Origin of the sequence: Paenibacillus aceris (assembly GCF_017874035.1) — a bacterium.
Lineage (GTDB): Bacteria > Bacillota > Bacilli > Paenibacillales > NBRC-103111 > Paenibacillus_E > Paenibacillus_E aceris.
Genome location: NZ_JAGGKV010000016.1, coordinates 129,900 through 145,683, shown reverse-complemented (window position 1 = coordinate 145,683; position 15,784 = coordinate 129,900). Strand labels below are relative to the sequence as shown.

Genomic DNA, 15,784 nt, shown 5'->3' with positions numbered 1-15,784 from the left:
TCAGGAGGCTTTCCAACATGTCTAACGAAGACTTACTAGCGCAGCTTGAGCAGCATATTCGCGAGCGTTACGAAATTGCCGAGGACGATGACGATTTTGGCGTTGATGTGCATCTGTTCGATTATGGGTTTATCGATTCCATCGGGGCTACGGCGCTGATCGCCCACATTGAGAAAACATATAACATCCAAGTGACGAATCAAGATCTCATGCTATACTCCATGAATACGGTAAGCGAAATTGCCGATTTTATTTCCAAGAAGACTGCGAGGTAACCCCACTCATGTTGACATGTAAAATTTCTCTAGAAGGCTTAGCCGAAAGCCAGCACGGACAAGTCAAGTATGCTTCCGCCTTTGCTGATGAGCATATTCAAGATATCGCTCTTGTTGATGGTCATATCGTCATCACGCACAACTCACCAAATGGCAATGAGGGCATTACTGAGCGGGTTGGGCGCCTAATTGAACGTTTCTCCCACGGCGATTTCGGCTTTAAAGAGAATATTTTGTTCGAAAATAAAGTAGATACTCCTTATGAAGGCGATATTATCGCAGAATTGGTAGAGCGCAAAGCGATTAAGATTTTGGAGCCTGGCCTGTTTATATTCCGTGAGCCTTTCTCCAGCTTGATGCGCTTCCTTGACTACTCCTTCGTTACGAAGATCGCTAAGCGCTTCGAGGGCATGCAGGAAGAGCAATATCCGGCGGTCATTCATAGTCACACATTGAACAAAACGAATCATTTCACATCATTCCCGGAGCACATTCACTTCGTTACGCACTTGCGCGAGGATCTTGATGTGATTGAGTCATTCTCCCAATCCATTCGTGATGCCGGCGGTTGGAAGCAAGAGGAGCCGTTAGAACTTGACCCCAACATGGTGAAACCTAACTTCATGATGAACCCTTCCACTTGCTACCATTGCTATGAAGGCTTGGAGAATGAAACACTTGAAGGTGAAGGGATCGTCGTGACGGCGATTGCCAAATGCCACCGATTCGAGTCCAAAAACCACAGCGATTTCGGCCGTTTGCTCGACTTCTCCATGCGTGAGATTATTTTTGTCGGTAAGCCTGACTTCGTTAAAGAAAACCGCTTGAAGTCGATCGAGTATTTGAAAGAATTAGCTGTGGAGTGGAATGTGGATTCCATGCTGGAGATTGCCAATGATCCGTTCTTCACGAACGATTTCCAAGTAAAAGCTTCCTTCCAACGCAATCAAGAAATGAAATACGAGCTGCGCCTGACGATTCCGCATGTGAAGAAATCGATTGCCTGCTCCTCTGTCAATTTCCACAGCAACACGTTCGGCAATGCATTTAATATTAAAATGGGCAAACGTAACGCCGTTACCGGCTGCGTTGGCTTCGGCATCGAGCGCTGGGCGTTCGCGTTCTTGGCGCAATACGGTCTGGACGAGCAGCAGTGGCCGGCTACTTTCCGCGAGCAGTATCATGCTTGGCAGGAGAAAGCCCTGTAATTTTGTAAGTCTTTTAGTCCTTAAAGCCCTTAAAGCCCTTAAAGCCCTTAAAGCTTTTAAAGCCCTTAAAAACCCTTTAAACCTTAACACCTTAATCCATCAAAGTACCCTTACATGGGCCCACATGCCGACCTAGATCCGTTTGAAGTCAGCTGTGGGCCTCCATCCTAATCAAAGATAATGAGTGATTCCGTTGAAAGCAGCCACTTTTCTTAAAAAGAATAGCTTCGTTCTCGGCCTGCTGCTAGCGATCGTCGTTTCAGACCTTCTCATCTCTTGGTGGAACCCGATGGTTAGCTCACGCCGTTTCTACAAAAACGACTTTACCAAAACACTCTACCACCATAGCTGGTCCCAATCGGGTCCGGTTTTCTTCGGTAATTCAGCCGTAACAGGCGCTTATATCGAAGAGAAGTCCGATGCCCATTTGGTAGAGATGGGGCTTTCCTATGGAAAGATAACGGATCTGAAGGGGATTCTTGCACACAACCTGTATCAGATCAAGGACGAGCTTGTACTCGGCATCGATGTTCACACCATGCTGGATCCGCTTGAAACAGACCCGACCTACCAATGGTTCAAGCCCTGGTACCAGCCATATGTGTACACGTACCGCGACTATTTTCGTGATTCCGGCGAAGAGTTCGCTCGTAATTTGAGCAAAGGCAGCCTAGCTTACGAACCGCGTTGGATCGATAAAGAGCTTTATCCCGGCCGCAAAGACGATGCCTTCCTCAAGACAAAATGGGATGACTATGATAAGCGATTCGGCGCTATGACTTTGAAGGATTTCCAAGACAATCTGGACGCCTTACAGTGGGTTATTCGCTATGCCGAGGAGCACCGGCTGTCCCTGCGGGTCATCTGGATGCCGTGGAACAAAGGTTATGCCGATCCGCCATACATGTCTTCCTTGAAAGCAGCGGTAAACAATCAATTGAAGACGGCCGGTGTTCCCGTGTTGGATTTAATGCATACGTACGATCCGAAGTATTTTCATGATCTTGTGCACTTAAACCGCGAAGACGGCGCTCCGTTATTTACGAAGGAGGTGGACACATGGTTAAAATCCTTAGGAAAATAGCCGAAGTCCTCATCTATCTCGTGATGCTCTATTTGGTTTTCATCTATTTTACCGGCAAGGGCTTATTTATTTACGAGAAATTCTAATCGAGCTTTCCAAGCGAGGAGTTCTTAAGCTATGTTTTATATGCAAATGAACGCAATTATCGCTATGCTTGGCATGGTTGCCGTTCTGATGCTCACCCGCAAGTGGGCCGACAACAAACGTATTCTGATGATTATTTTCAGCCTCTGCTTTTTGCTGCTGTACAGCCAGAAACTGCTTATTTTCTATGCTGCATTTACAGTGATCAATTACGCTGGTTTTGTGTATTTATGCCGAACAAAAGTGTGGAGGAAAGCGACTTTTATTTTCGCCATTGCCGCTAACGTCATCGGGGTCTTTCTCGGTGTTCGACTATTCGTCATGGGCATTTTCCATAATCCGCTGTTCGATGCCGTCATTTATTTAGGCCTTATTTATAACGTTTTGAAAGTGATCGACGCCTACTATTTCGCGTATTTCTTCGGAAAAGATGGCCAAGTGCCTGCCATCGATTATGCGAATTACCTTTTATTTGTACCGACCTTTACGTCCGGGCCGATTTTAAAATTCCGTGATTTTATGGCCGATAGCAAAAAACCATATACCGTAGACGCCGCTCTCTTCGAAGACAGTGTAAAACGAATCATTTTAGGCTTGTTCAAAAAAATCGTTGTCGTCACTTGGATGACTAGTGTTTTTGATCAAGTACTGAAACAAGACCTACACACGCATCAGTCGTTGTTTCTGCTCGTTTGGTTCTATGCACTCATTTACTTCGATTTCTCCGGCTATTCGGATATGGCGATCGGATTTGGTCGTCTGATGGGTTACACAATGCCTGAAAACTTCAAGCGACCGCTGTTCTCGCCTTCTATGACACAGTTTTGGCGCAACTGGCATGCCACTCTGGGCGATTTTTTCCGTGATCACATCTTTATGTTCTTTTCGCGAACGGCTCCCTCCCGATGGGTGGCTTCCAGCTTATCCGTGCTCATTATGGTCTTGATAGGCCTTTGGCATGGCTTCACTTGGCTGTATTTCTTGTATGGCCTTTACCACGGGATCATTCTTGCGATCGAAAATATTTTTAAAATTACAACGGTGAATAAAAAGAAAGTATCCAAAACCTATTTCTATTTCCGCTGTTTTGTGACGCAAGCCCTGGTGACGTTCTCGGTCATTATTTACAGCTCCAATTATGAGACGGTTCTTCGGATCTACAAAGGCTTGCTTCATTTTGCAGGATGATAGTGGTATAATTTGTGTGGTTGTTTACCATTTATGGAGGTGTACCTAATGAAATTAGGCGTTTTTATGGTTCTGTTCGGTGGAAAACCTTTGGAGGAAGCTCTTGATTATGTTGCTTCTAAAGGCTTAGAAGCTGTTGAAATTGGTACTGGGGGCTACCCTGGAAATGCGCATTGCAACCCAAGCGAGCTGCTTGCTGATGCTGGGAAATTAAAAGCTTTTAAACATGCGGTAGAATCCCGCGGTTTGACAATTAGTGCGCTTAGCGCGCACGGAAACCCGCTGCACCCGCAAAAACAAATTGCGAAAGAATTCCATGACGCTATTATACAAACGATTGATCTTGCAGAGCGCCTTGAAGTACCTGTTGTTAATACGTTCTCTGGCTGCCCTGGGGACCACGAGGATGCGAAGTATCCGAACTGGCCTGTAGCTCCATGGCCGAATGATTTCCAAGAGATTCTGGACTGGCAATGGGGAAATAAAGTCATTCCTTACTGGACGGAAACAGGCAAATACGCCTCTGACCGCAACGTGAAAATCGGCTTGGAATTGCATGGCGGATTCTCCGTACATACACCGGCTACTCTTCTCCGTCTGCGTGAAGCAGCAGGTGAAGCAATCGGCGCCAACCTTGACCCAAGTCACATGTGGTGGCAAGGCATTGATCCTGTACAAGCTGTGCAAATTCTTGGCCGCGCAGGAGCGATTCACCATTTCCATGCAAAAGACACATCCATGGATGTTAACAATGTAAACCGTTATGGTGTTACGGACATGCAGTCTTACGCGAACATGCTTGATCGTGCATGGCAGTTCCGTTCCGTCGGCTACGGTCATGACATGAAAGTATGGGCTGACATCATCAGCGCCCTGCGTCTTGTCGGTTACGACTATGTCGTGAGCATTGAGCACGAAGACGGATTGATGTCCGTGGAGGAAGGCTTCTCCAAAGCTGTTCAAAACCTTCAACAAGTTCTCATCAAGGAACCGCTTGGTGAAATGTGGTGGGTATAAGCGGTTAGCCGCTTAGCCCTTCTCTATCCATCAAAAAAGCCCGCAGGCGCCGATGATCTTACGATCTTGGTCCTGTGGGCTTTTATCTTGTGAAGCTTGGGTTAGCTCTGAATTACCAGCCTGTGATCATAACATAATCCATGAGGCCGAATACGAGCAAGGCAACTCCCGCGAATCCTAGGGCAAACAAATTTTTCTTAGGGGAGATCAATTGTCTGATGAACGCAATGGCAAGAATCACTGTGAAAATCAAAACGTAAATATCAAAGCTTGTATACGTGCTTGTTGATACTGCTGCTTCTTCCGCGAATAACATGGTGAAACCCTCCTTCTAATAACTCGGTGCAAGGCACACGTCCTGCTATTTTAATTCTATGTTAGCTTGATTGGACACTAGATGCAAGTGATTAGGCGCATGTGTAACAAGTTTGTCACCTTTTGGTTAGATTGACCATCTTTTGCGGAAAATATTACACCCTAAACGTTAAAATGCCCTGTTATTTGCCCATTTATAACAACATTTGCGCAGGTCAAATCAGCTTCACGTCAAAGAACCCGATTGCCCATGGCGGACACTCGGGTTTGATCAATTTTTTATAGTGTAAAATATACCTTACAACACTACCCCAAATGCAGACCGTGTATCTTTTTGCTCCTCTATCGGTGTAGGCAGTTGATCCTTCAGTCCTAGTTCTTTCTCCTGCCAGGCCAAAAATCGGATAGGATCGATCCCTAGAGCTGAAACTATCTCTTGTATCTCTAATGTCGGTTTCATAGTAAGCCTCCATAAATAAATAGATTTATAATGCTTATATCTCTCGATCATGAATAGTCAGCTAGGATTATCTTGTTGAAACTACTATCTTAATTATAGGACTATTCACTTATTTTTTGATAGGGGGTTAAATTGTCGAATTCAATTAAGTCTTAACAAAACGCGCATCAAGTTAGTCGGATTTATAGATATCTTGACGAATCAACGAAGAGACTTCTTTATTTGTATGTAACCTTTATTGTTGAACCGCCTCAAGGATAAACGACTTTGTCATCCTTTTAGGACGAGCGCGTTTGTCAATGTAGATGCGAAGCAAAAGTAAAAAACTTATACTTTCTTATCTACAAACAAAAACAAGGTCCCACGGCATTTACCCGTGGGACCTCGCTCTTAATCGTCATTTAGCCGACCGATTCCTCTAACACTTCTAACCGCTTCGCATAGTTCTCCGAGCGCTCCCGATCCCGTTCGAGGATCGGTTTCAAATATTGGCCGGTGTAGGAACCTGCCACTTTCACCACATCTTCCGGCGTACCGGTCGCTACGATCAGACCGCCTCGGCTGCCGCCTTCGGGGCCTAGATCGATGAGGTGGTCCGCCGTCTTGATCACATCGAGGTTGTGCTCGATGACAAGCACGGTCTCACCGCTCTCAACGAGGCGGTGAAGCACCTTCAGCAGACGATCGATGTCGTGGATGTGGAGCCCCGTTGTGGGCTCATCCAAGATGTAGATCGTCTTGCCTGTGCTGCGGCGGTACAATTCCGCCGCGAGCTTCACGCGCTGGGCTTCGCCCCCGGACAGCGTCGTCGCCGGCTGGCCGAGTGTCATGTAGCCCAGCCCTACATCTAGAAGTGTCGTCAGCTTACGATGAATCCGCGGCAAGTTCTTAAAGAACTCGCAGCCATCTTCAATCGTCATCTCAAGCACTTCCGAAATGCTCTTGCCTTTATATTTTACTTCCATCGTCTCGCGGTTGTAGCGTTTGCCTTTACATACTTCACATGGCACGTAAACGTCTGGCAGGAAGTGCATTTCGATCTTAATAATGCCATCACCGCGGCATGCCTCGCAGCGGCCGCCCTTCACGTTGAAGCTGAAGCGACCTTTCTTGTAGCCGCGTACTTTGGCTTCATTCGTATTGGCGTAAACATCACGGATATCATCGAATACGCCTGTATATGTCGCTGGATTTGAGCGAGGCGTACGGCCAATCGGTGACTGGTCAATATCAATGACCTTATCCACCTGCTCAAGCCCGATAATTTCTTTATGCTCACCTGGACGAACCTTAGCTCCATTCAAATCTCGCGCCAACGCTTTAAACAAAATTTCGTTAATTAACGTACTTTTCCCTGAGCCTGATACACCAGTTACGCAAGTGAACACGCCCAGAGGCACTTTGGCTGAAACGTTGCGCAGATTGTTCTCTTTGGCGCCTTTGACTTCGATCCACTTACCATTCGGTTTACGACGCGCAGCCGGAATCGGAATGAACTTCTTGCCGCTGAGGTACTGCCCGGTAAGGGAGTTTTCGTCTGCCATAAGTTCCGTAGGCGTTCCTTGGGCAATGACCTGCCCGCCATGTATACCGGCCCCAGGTCCGATATCAATGATATAGTCGGCAGCCATCATCGTGTCTTCATCATGTTCTACGACAATCAGCGTGTTACCAAGGTTGCGCATATGTTCCAGCGTCTGGATCAGACGCGTATTATCGCGTTGATGCAGACCAATGCTGGGCTCATCCAAAATATAAAGGACGCCCATCAGACTGGAACCGATCTGCGTCGCGAGTCGAATCCGTTGTGCTTCTCCGCCTGACAACGTACCTGCTGAACGATGCATTGTTAAGTAGTCAAGACCTACATTCACAAGGAATCCGAGACGAGCTCTGATTTCTTTAAGGATCAAGTTGGCAATCGTCATCTCTTTCTCATTCAGGTTCAACCCTTTGAACCATTCCTCAGCTTCTCCTATCGAGAGAGAGGTCGCATGCGCGATGTTCTTGCCATTGATCGTCACGGCAAGCGTTTCAGGTTTCAGGCGCTGTCCCTTACACTTCGGACAAGGCTTCGTGCTCATATACGTCTGAATGTGCTCTCGGATCCCCTCAGAGAACGTATCTTTGAATCTTCGCTCCAAGTTACGGATGATACCTTCGAATGGAACCAGCGCTTCCTTGGTCGCTCCCATATCGTTTTCGTAGCGGAAGCGGATCTTCTCCCCGCCAGTGCCGTAAAGAATGACTTTCATCTGCTCAGCCGACAGCTCGGATACAGGCGTTGTCCGTGGAATCGAGTAGTGTTCACAAACGGCAGCAAGAAATTGCGGATAATAATTGGATGTGCTGCCAGCCCAAGCTTCAAACGCCCCCTCTTCAATGGTCAGTTTCATATCCGGTACGAGCAGATCAGGGTCAACAATCATCTGGCTGCCAAGTCCATCACATTCCGGACAAGCCCCAAAAGGAGAGTTAAAAGAGAACATTCTCGGTGCCAGCTCTTCCACGCTAAAGCCGCATTCCGGACACGCTAGATTCTGACTGAACATCAGTTCTTCTTGGTCGATAACATCAACAATAACTCTTCCATTCGCCAGTTTAAGCGCTGTTTCTAAAGAATCAGCAAGACGCGTTTGTACATCCTCTTTGATCACTATCCTGTCTACAATAACGTCAATCGTGTGCTTTTTGTTCTTGTCGAGCTCAATCTTCTCGCCAAGATCCATCGTCTCGCCATTTACACGCACCCTGACGAAGCCTTGCTTTTGAACATCGGTAAACAGCTTTGCATGCTCGCCTTTACGCCCCGATACAAGGGGGGCCAGGATTTGAAGCTTTGTGCGCTCTGGATATTCCATGATGCGGTCTACCATTTGTTCCACGGTTTGCGATGTAATTTCTATGCCATGTGTCGGACAATGAGGCCGTCCAATACGAGCGTACAGCAAACGCAAATAGTCATAAATTTCTGTTACAGTCCCAACGGTGGAACGTGGATTTCGGCTTGTTGTCTTCTGATCAATAGAAATAGCCGGGGATAGACCATCAATGGAGTCTACGTCCGGCTTATCCATATTCCCTAGGAACTGTCTGGCATAAGCAGACAACGACTCAACGTATCTGCGCTGTCCCTCGGCATAAATCGTATCAAAGGCCAGCGACGATTTGCCCGAGCCGCTTAATCCCGTTAAAACAACGAACTTATCGCGCGGGATCGTGACATCGATATTTTTCAGATTATGAGCTCTAGCTCCTTTAATGACGATTTGATCTCTAGACACGGATAACCTTCCTCTCCTATGTGGAGCTGAAGCCCTTCTAGGCCTCAGCTTTCATTTCCATAATAGCGTCACGCAGCTGTGCCGCACGTTCGAACTGCAGATTCTTCGCAGCTTCTTTCATTTCGCCTTCCAATCGCTCGATCAAGGAAGCGCGATCCTTCTTGGACATCTTCGCACCCTTCACATCGGTCAAGTAGTCAGCTTTCTGTTCAGCCACCTTCGTGGCCTCAATCACATCGCGAATCTTCTTAGCGATCGTTTGTGGCGTGATCCCCATCTTCTCATTATGAGCTTCCTGGATGCTGCGGCGCCGATTCGTCTCGCGGATCGCTTTGTCCATGGAGTCTGTAATCTTGTCTCCATACATAATAACCCGGCCATCGGCGTTACGGGCCGCACGGCCAATGGTTTGAATCATGGAACGCTCTGAGCGCAAGAATCCTTCTTTATCAGCGTCGAGAATGGCGACAAGTGATACCTCCGGCAAATCCAGCCCTTCCCTAAGCAGGTTAATCCCAATCAGCACATGGAAGGTCCCTAAGCGGAGATCACGTAAAATCTGCATCCGCTCAAACGTTTTAATATCCGAATGTAAATAACGAACTTTAATGCCGATCTCCTTAAAGTAATCCGTTAAATCCTCCGACATCTTCTTCGTCAGTGTCGTAACAAGCACACGCTCGTCTTTCCGAATCCGATCTTGAATCTCCGCAATCAAATCATCGATTTGACCCTTGGTCGGTCTCACTTCAATAATAGGATCCAACAAGCCCGTAGGACGAATAATCTGCTGCGTCATATGCGGGCAATGCTCTAACTCGTAAGGCCCCGGTGTTGCTGATATATATAAAATCTGGTTGACTTTCTCCTCGAATTCCTCGAATCGCAATGGACGGTTATCCAGCGCAGAGGGCAAACGGAAGCCATGCTCGACCAGCACTTCTTTTCTAGCTCTATCCCCATTATACATCGCGCGAATCTGCGGAAGCGTCACATGGGACTCATCCACCATGAACAGCATGTCATCCGGGAAGTAATCGATTAGCGTATACGGCGTTGCTCCGCGCTCACGGAATGTCAGCGGCCCTGAGTAATTCTCAATGCCCGAGCAGAAGCCCATCTCCTGCATCATCTCCATGTCATAGCGCGTCCGCTGTTCCAGCCTCTGAGCTTCAAGTAGTTTCCCTTGCTCCTTCAGCTCGGCAAGACGCTCTTCCAGCTCCCGCTCAATGTTCACAAGGGCGCGTTTCATCGTATCCTCGTGCGTCACAAAGTGAGACGCCGGGAAAATCGCGATATGATCGCGTTCGCCAACGATCTCGCCCGTAAGTACATTGATCTCGGTAATCCGCTCGATCTCATCTCCGAATAATTCAACCCTTACCGCCTGTTCGCCATGCGACGCCGGGAAAATTTCAACAACATCGCCACGCACCCGAAACGTCCCGCGGACGAAATTCAAATCATTTCGCTGATATTGAATATCGACAAGCCGGTGCAAAATCTCATTGCGTGATTTCTCCATCCCTACACGTAAAGAGAGCAGCAAGTTTCCGTATTCGATCGGAGAACCCAAGCCGTAAATACACGACACACTCGCAACAATAATTACGTCACGTCGCTCAAATAAGGAGCTCGTCGCCGAGTGACGAAGCTTGTCAATCTCTTCATTGATGCTGGAATCTTTCTCGATGTAGGTGTCAGAGGAGGCAATGTAGGCTTCTGGCTGGTAGTAATCATAATAACTAACGAAGTAGGAGACGGCGTTGTGGGGGAAAAACTCTTTAAATTCGCTGCACAACTGTGCGGCTAATGTTTTGTTATGCGCAATAATCAAGGTAGGGCGGTTCAACTTGGCAATTACTTGCGCAGCAGTGAACGTTTTCCCTGTCCCCGTAGCTCCTAAGAGCGTCTGATGTCTGGTACCGTCTTGAATACTTTGAACAATTTCCTCAATTGCTTTGGGCTGATCGCCCTGTGGAGCAAAGTCAGAAACAAGCTCAAATTTCTTAGAGCTCTTAACAAGTTCACTCATCACTAATCACCTACACTTATTGGTAATAAATCGAACTTTTATCCTATTCATTTTCGTTTTGTAATTTCCGATAAAGAAGGTTATGGAACATGTCGTACATATATGATGACGTCATTCCAAACGCATCATAAGAATGTTTGTTCTGGTTTTCCCATTATACTCTTTTTAAATCTTTCATGCAAACGGCAATATCTGTTACGGCCTGTATACACCAAGATGAGGCACCAACAACTTTAATCAGGCTTCAAGTAGGGCCCCCCAATTCTTTTTATGCAAATAGGAGTGGTATAGTCATGGATTTGACAACGGTTTTAGGTTTAGTCTTAGGTCTAGTAGGTTTAATCGGCGGTTACATGTGGGATGGCGGCCACATCAATTCATTGATTATCCCGAGTGCGATGTTAATTGTTTTCGGCGGAACCTTTGGAGCCGTAGCGGTCAGTTTCCCATTTTCGATTCTAGCCAAAATCCCCAAAGCACTGGGCATTGCCTTCAAAGAAGTAAAGAGAGATCCTGCGGCTACGATTGAAGAGCTTGTGGACATGGCCTCCATTGCCAGAAGAGAGGGTGTACTAGCTCTCGAACAGCGCGCTCAGGAGCAAACAAACCCTTTCCTTAAAGACGGTTTACTCATGGTAGTAGATGGAACGGATCCCGAATTAACCAGACAAATTCTTGAACTGGAAATGGATGCGATTGAGCATCAGGTTGATAATATGGCCAAAGTGTTCGAAGCTGGAGGCGGCTATGCGCCAACGATGGGAATTGTCGGGACCGTTATGGGACTTATTCACGTTCTTGGCAATCTTGAAGATCCTTCGAGTCTCGGTCCTGCCATCGCCGTTGCTTTCACAGCTACCCTATATGGTGTTATGAGCGCCAACTTAATTTATCTTCCGCTAGCGACCAAAATAAAAGTGCGCGGCAAAGAAATGGTTGCCGAAATGGAACTGATGCTTGAAGGCATTCTTGCCCTGCAAGCGGGTGAGAATCCGCAATTAATTAAGAAAAAGCTGAATTCCTTCCTCCACGATAAATCGTCCAAAAAAGCACCCGTTGTAGAGGAGGATGCTGATTATGGCGCGGAGAGGTAAAAAGCAGGAAGAGCATGTCAATCATGAAAGATGGCTCATTACCTATGCTGACTTAATCACCCTTCTGCTCGTTTTCTTCATTATTATGTATGCGATGAGTAAGGTCGATGTTCAAAAGTATGCCGTTCTGGCGCAAGTATTAAACCTGCAATTCCAAAAAGCAGATTCCGTACTTGATAAAGGGCACGGCATCGGCGGTCAAATGACCCCGAAACAAGGCGATTCTGACAGCAAAGACAAAGATTACACCAAGCAAAACATTGACGATCAAAAGGAAGAGAAAGATAAATCAAAGCCTGACCAAAATGAGAAAGAAAAACGCGAGAAGGAACTTCAGGATCTTTTGAAGCAAGTGCAAGCTTACATCAAGGATCAAAATCTGGAGGCGCAAGTGTCCGTCAGCGATACGGAGCGCGGTGTGGCGATTACGCTGAACGATTTATTCTTGTTTGATCTCGGAAAATCGGATCTGAAAACTGCCTCCGCACCTATTCTGCAAAAGCTCGCATCGCTCTTCCCAACGCTAAACAGCAAGGTGAGCATTGAAGGCCATACGGATGATTTGCCGCTCGCCACAGGCTCTCCTTACAAAGACAACTGGGGACTCTCATTCGCCCGTTCCCTTTCAGTGCTGCGCTATTTCAGCGATACCGCCAAACTGGATGATAACAAGTTCATTGCGACAGCCTATGCGGATACAATGCCCAAAGTTCCAAACAATAGCGATGAGAACCGCAGCAAAAACCGCCGCGTTGAAATCGTTGTCCTGCGTGATGGACTTGCTCCGACTAACGTGCCTAAATAAATAAAAGACCCTGCCTCTCCACACATAGAGAGATAGGGTCTTTTATTTATTACATGGATTTCGTCGAATCATTGGATAACAAACCGGTTAACTTCCCTCGCAAATAGGAAAAGAGATGCACAGGTCTATGTTCCGTGAAATAAAGAGCCTCCTGATCCGGGGCTAAAATAATACCTAGTTGATGATGATCTCCGGCAAAAATAGCCCGCTGAAGAAAGCGGACTTCGCCCTCCTCATTCAACACCTCCAGCTTGCAGAAAGCTGAATTGAGCCCCATAGCCAAGTGCAAATCGGCTTTAGTTCTAATTTTGTGCCCATTTACTTTATGAATCACTTCACCGGTTTGAATCCCTAGTTCCTGCGCTGGGCTATTTGGAACAACAGACAGCACCATGAGCCCTCGCGACGAGTGCACATAGAAGGGAACTTGCTTCGCTTCCATCCATTGGTTATAGCGAATCAATCCTTCATGCAATGCAATGCTCAACAAAGCCCCTACCAGCAAAATCGGCGACCAAAAATGAGCGGCAATTGCAGCAGCTAATAGAATGATGCCGTACAGATAGAGCAAGTCCGCGCTAGCTCGCGCTTGCTTGCGGGGGAGCTTCGAGATGGTTAACTCCGTGAAACCGATCATCGCCGGAAATGCCAGGAGCGTCCAGCCTGAAGCAAGATTCGCACCGAACAAAGTTCCCCACGGCAAGCTTAGTTCACTTCCGCCTGTCATAGGCACTAGCAAAAATAAAGGCACAGGCCAGAAACCTTGCAACTGTTGCCCTCCAATGATTTGCCCCCGTTTCCCTTCAAGGAATAGCGGAGTCGCCATTCGCGCTCCTTGGAAATGAGTAAGCATCCCCTCAAGGAGATGAAGAATTGCGACAATAGCCAGCAATGAAGGAATATCCGCATTTTCAACAATATCCAGCATGGGTAGTGAATTTTTCAGGCTTGCGGCATCCGGGATCCAAGATAAGATCACTTGGGCTATGCCTAGTATTCCGACTGCATAGGCCAGGCAAAGGAACCTAACCCTGAGCAAAATCAAGATGACAGTGATCGCCCACAATAGAATAACCACGTCGGCCTGAAGATTTACCCCAACGAAAAGCAGGAGCACAGAGGCGCTTAAACCGCCAATCCATCCCCAGAAAACGGTTCGCCACGTCTCATTCAACAAGGAATGAAGCCGTGTATGAAATAGCTTACGCTCCAATTGAATTTGCTTACGGTAATGCAATACGATAAATAAAATACCTATATAGTAGAAAGGATTCGCAAACAGCTGGCCCGCAGCGTGAAGCAGTCTGTCCAAGAGTTGAATCAGAACATCCATAACGATTCCGGTCTCCTCGGTATAAAGAAATAGGAAGGCTGCCGTAGCACCCTTCCTACTCTATTTCGACTGCGAGGGCTCATTTCCTGCCTTGCACAGTGAATTTCCAATATCTCACCAATAATTATTTCCCGAGTTGCTTTTGAATTTGGGAAATTGCGGCCTTCAGCTGCAAATCGTTCTTAGGCTCGCGAATTTGCACCAATAGCAGCTTCTCTATTTTATTCGCTGTTTCCGTGTCTACCTCACCGGTCATCGGCAAACCGTTTGTCCGTTGGAAAGCTTTCACGGCAGTCGTTGTCTTCTCGCTGAAGTAACCGTCTGTCCGTTCAGGGTTAAATCCAAGACCTGCAAGCATCAGCTGTAGATTTTTCACATCATCGCTTGTCATATCTTGTTTAAGCACGCTTTTCTTAGAAAGAGGAGCTGCTTTGAAATACCCTGGCTGTTCCACCGCAATATCCGGCTGGATGCCTGTTTTATGAATCCAGTTACCGTTCGGCGTCAGCCATTTGTACACCGTCATCTTGATGTTGCTGCCGTCGCCCATTTCCTTCTCGAAAGTGACTTGAACCGTCCCTTTTCCATAGGAAGTTTCGCCGATAATTTTGCTTCCGACCGCTTCCTGGAACGCGCCTGCTAAGATTTCCGAAGCACTCGCGCTGCCTTTATTGATCAGAACCGTAACCGGATAATTTTTGCCTGTCCCTGTAGATGGCGTCGGCTCGCGTTTGCCGTCCCGATTCTCGACTTGAACAATCGGTTTTCCGCTTTTTACGAAAGGATTGACGATGTCGACGACCACATTCAGGAGACCGCCCGGGTCATTGCGCACATCGATAATGAGCCCCTTCATGCCTTTGGCTTCAAGATTTTTTAACTCTTCGGCAAAACGCACGGCTGTATTGGAGGAGAATTGTCGAATTTCAATTTTTCCAATCTGATCCTGCAGCATTTCCCCATATACAGTTTCAACGTCAATATTATCTCTGACTACGATCACTTGAACCGGATCGCCTGCGCCTTGGCGTAATAAATCAAGCTTCGCCTGCGTCCCTTTGGGACCGCGGATTTTCATGACTGCCTGGTTCAGCGTCAAGCCATCCAGCTTCTCTCCGTTTACTGACAAGATGACGTCTTTGGATTGAATACCCGCCTTCTCCGCAGGAGACCCCTTAATCGGAGACACGATGACGAACTTGCCTTCTTCAATCGAAACCTCGGCCCCTATGCCTTGAAAAGAGGACGTAATACTCTCATCGAACTGCTTCGCTTCCTTCTGATCCATATATACCGTGAACGGATCTTCCAAGGATTCCAGCATGCCGTTGATCGCGCCGTTAACCAGCTTATCATGATCAGGCTGTTTCAAATATTTACTTTCGATCAACTGGAAGGTTGTTGAGATTTTGCTCAAATCCTTGCTCGAAAGTGCAGACGAAGATCCTATAGAGGCGGTTGTGCTGCCCGCTGGCTGCTCATTTCGCCCCCATGAAAAGGATGGATCGACAATCGTCAATGTGACAATACTGCTTGCAAACATAGCTAACAAAACAAATACAATGACCGTGCGTCCTTTGAATTGCAAAGCGTGATTCACCA

The 15,784-nt window shown here is 47.1% G+C and carries 13 protein-coding genes; 7 read left to right on the top strand and 6 right to left on the bottom strand.

Features of this window, described 5'->3' with window-relative positions:
• The first annotated feature begins 17 nt into the window (after window positions 1–17).
• From J2Z65_RS24785 to J2Z65_RS24765, 5 genes are all read left to right on the top strand, one after another.
• On the top strand, window positions 18–275 hold the full coding sequence (locus tag J2Z65_RS24785; RefSeq protein WP_145668275.1) for an acyl carrier protein: 258 nt from the start codon (window positions 18–20) through the stop codon (window positions 273–275).
• 8 nt (window positions 276–283) lie between these two features.
• Window positions 284–1,483 (top strand): hypothetical protein, encoded by a 1,200-nt coding sequence (locus tag J2Z65_RS24780; RefSeq protein WP_240159595.1) that lies wholly within the window; start codon window positions 284–286, stop codon window positions 1,481–1,483.
• Window positions 1,484–1,667: 184 nt separating this feature from the next.
• Window positions 1,668–2,567: a hypothetical protein gene (locus J2Z65_RS24775; protein WP_425326209.1), complete on the top strand. Its 900-nt coding sequence runs from the start codon at window positions 1,668–1,670 to the stop codon at window positions 2,565–2,567.
• 117 nt (window positions 2,568–2,684) lie between these two features.
• The gene (locus tag J2Z65_RS24770) at window positions 2,685–3,839 is read left to right on the top strand and encodes an MBOAT family O-acyltransferase (protein ID WP_167055081.1); all 1,155 of its coding nucleotides are present in this window, start codon (window positions 2,685–2,687) and stop codon (window positions 3,837–3,839) included.
• 48 nt (window positions 3,840–3,887) lie between these two features.
• Window positions 3,888–4,856, top strand: a complete 969-nt coding sequence (locus J2Z65_RS24765) for a sugar phosphate isomerase/epimerase family protein (RefSeq protein WP_167055082.1) — start codon at window positions 3,888–3,890, stop codon at window positions 4,854–4,856.
• Window positions 4,857–4,968: 112 nt separating this feature from the next.
• On the opposite strand, the gene J2Z65_RS24760 is transcribed toward J2Z65_RS24765, so the two are convergent.
• From J2Z65_RS24760 to uvrB, 4 genes are all read right to left on the bottom strand, one after another.
• Window positions 4,969–5,172, bottom strand: coding sequence for a DUF2759 family protein (locus J2Z65_RS24760; protein WP_167055084.1), 204 nt, complete (start codon window positions 5,170–5,172; stop codon window positions 4,969–4,971).
• A gap of 297 nt (window positions 5,173–5,469) precedes the next feature.
• On the bottom strand, window positions 5,470–5,631 hold the full coding sequence (locus J2Z65_RS24755) for a hypothetical protein (RefSeq protein ID WP_167055086.1): 162 nt from the start codon (window positions 5,629–5,631) through the stop codon (window positions 5,470–5,472).
• A gap of 401 nt (window positions 5,632–6,032) precedes the next feature.
• On the bottom strand, window positions 6,033–8,915 hold the full coding sequence (gene uvrA / locus J2Z65_RS24750) for an excinuclease ABC subunit UvrA (protein ID WP_167055088.1): 2,883 nt from the start codon (window positions 8,913–8,915) through the stop codon (window positions 6,033–6,035).
• A 37-nt stretch (window positions 8,916–8,952) separates the two neighbouring features.
• On the bottom strand, window positions 8,953–10,950 hold the full coding sequence (uvrB, locus tag J2Z65_RS24745; protein ID WP_167055090.1) for an excinuclease ABC subunit UvrB: 1,998 nt from the start codon (window positions 10,948–10,950) through the stop codon (window positions 8,953–8,955).
• 293 nt (window positions 10,951–11,243) lie between these two features.
• On the opposite strand from uvrB, the gene J2Z65_RS24740 reads away from it, so the two are divergent.
• Both J2Z65_RS24740 and J2Z65_RS24735 read left to right on the top strand, forming a co-directional pair.
• Window positions 11,244–12,044 carry a flagellar motor protein gene (locus tag J2Z65_RS24740; protein ID WP_167055092.1) on the top strand — a complete coding sequence of 267 codons (801 nt, stop codon included), beginning with the start codon at window positions 11,244–11,246 and terminating at the stop codon, window positions 12,042–12,044.
• A complete protein-coding gene (locus J2Z65_RS24735; RefSeq protein ID WP_167055094.1) occupies window positions 12,028–12,849 on the top strand; it encodes an OmpA/MotB family protein in 822 nt (273 codons plus the stop codon). Before J2Z65_RS24740 ends, J2Z65_RS24735 begins: the two co-directional genes overlap by 17 nt.
• A 49-nt stretch (window positions 12,850–12,898) precedes the next feature.
• On the opposite strand, the gene J2Z65_RS24730 is transcribed toward J2Z65_RS24735, so the two are convergent.
• Window positions 12,899–14,182 carry a PDZ domain-containing protein gene (locus tag J2Z65_RS24730; protein ID WP_167055096.1) on the bottom strand — a complete coding sequence of 428 codons (1,284 nt, stop codon included), beginning with the start codon at window positions 14,180–14,182 and terminating at the stop codon, window positions 12,899–12,901.
• A 124-nt stretch (window positions 14,183–14,306) separates the two neighbouring features.
• Entirely contained in the window at window positions 14,307–15,770 is a 1,464-nt protein-coding gene (locus tag J2Z65_RS24725) for a S41 family peptidase (RefSeq protein ID WP_167055098.1), read from the bottom strand.
• Window positions 15,771–15,784: the final 14 nt, after the last annotated feature.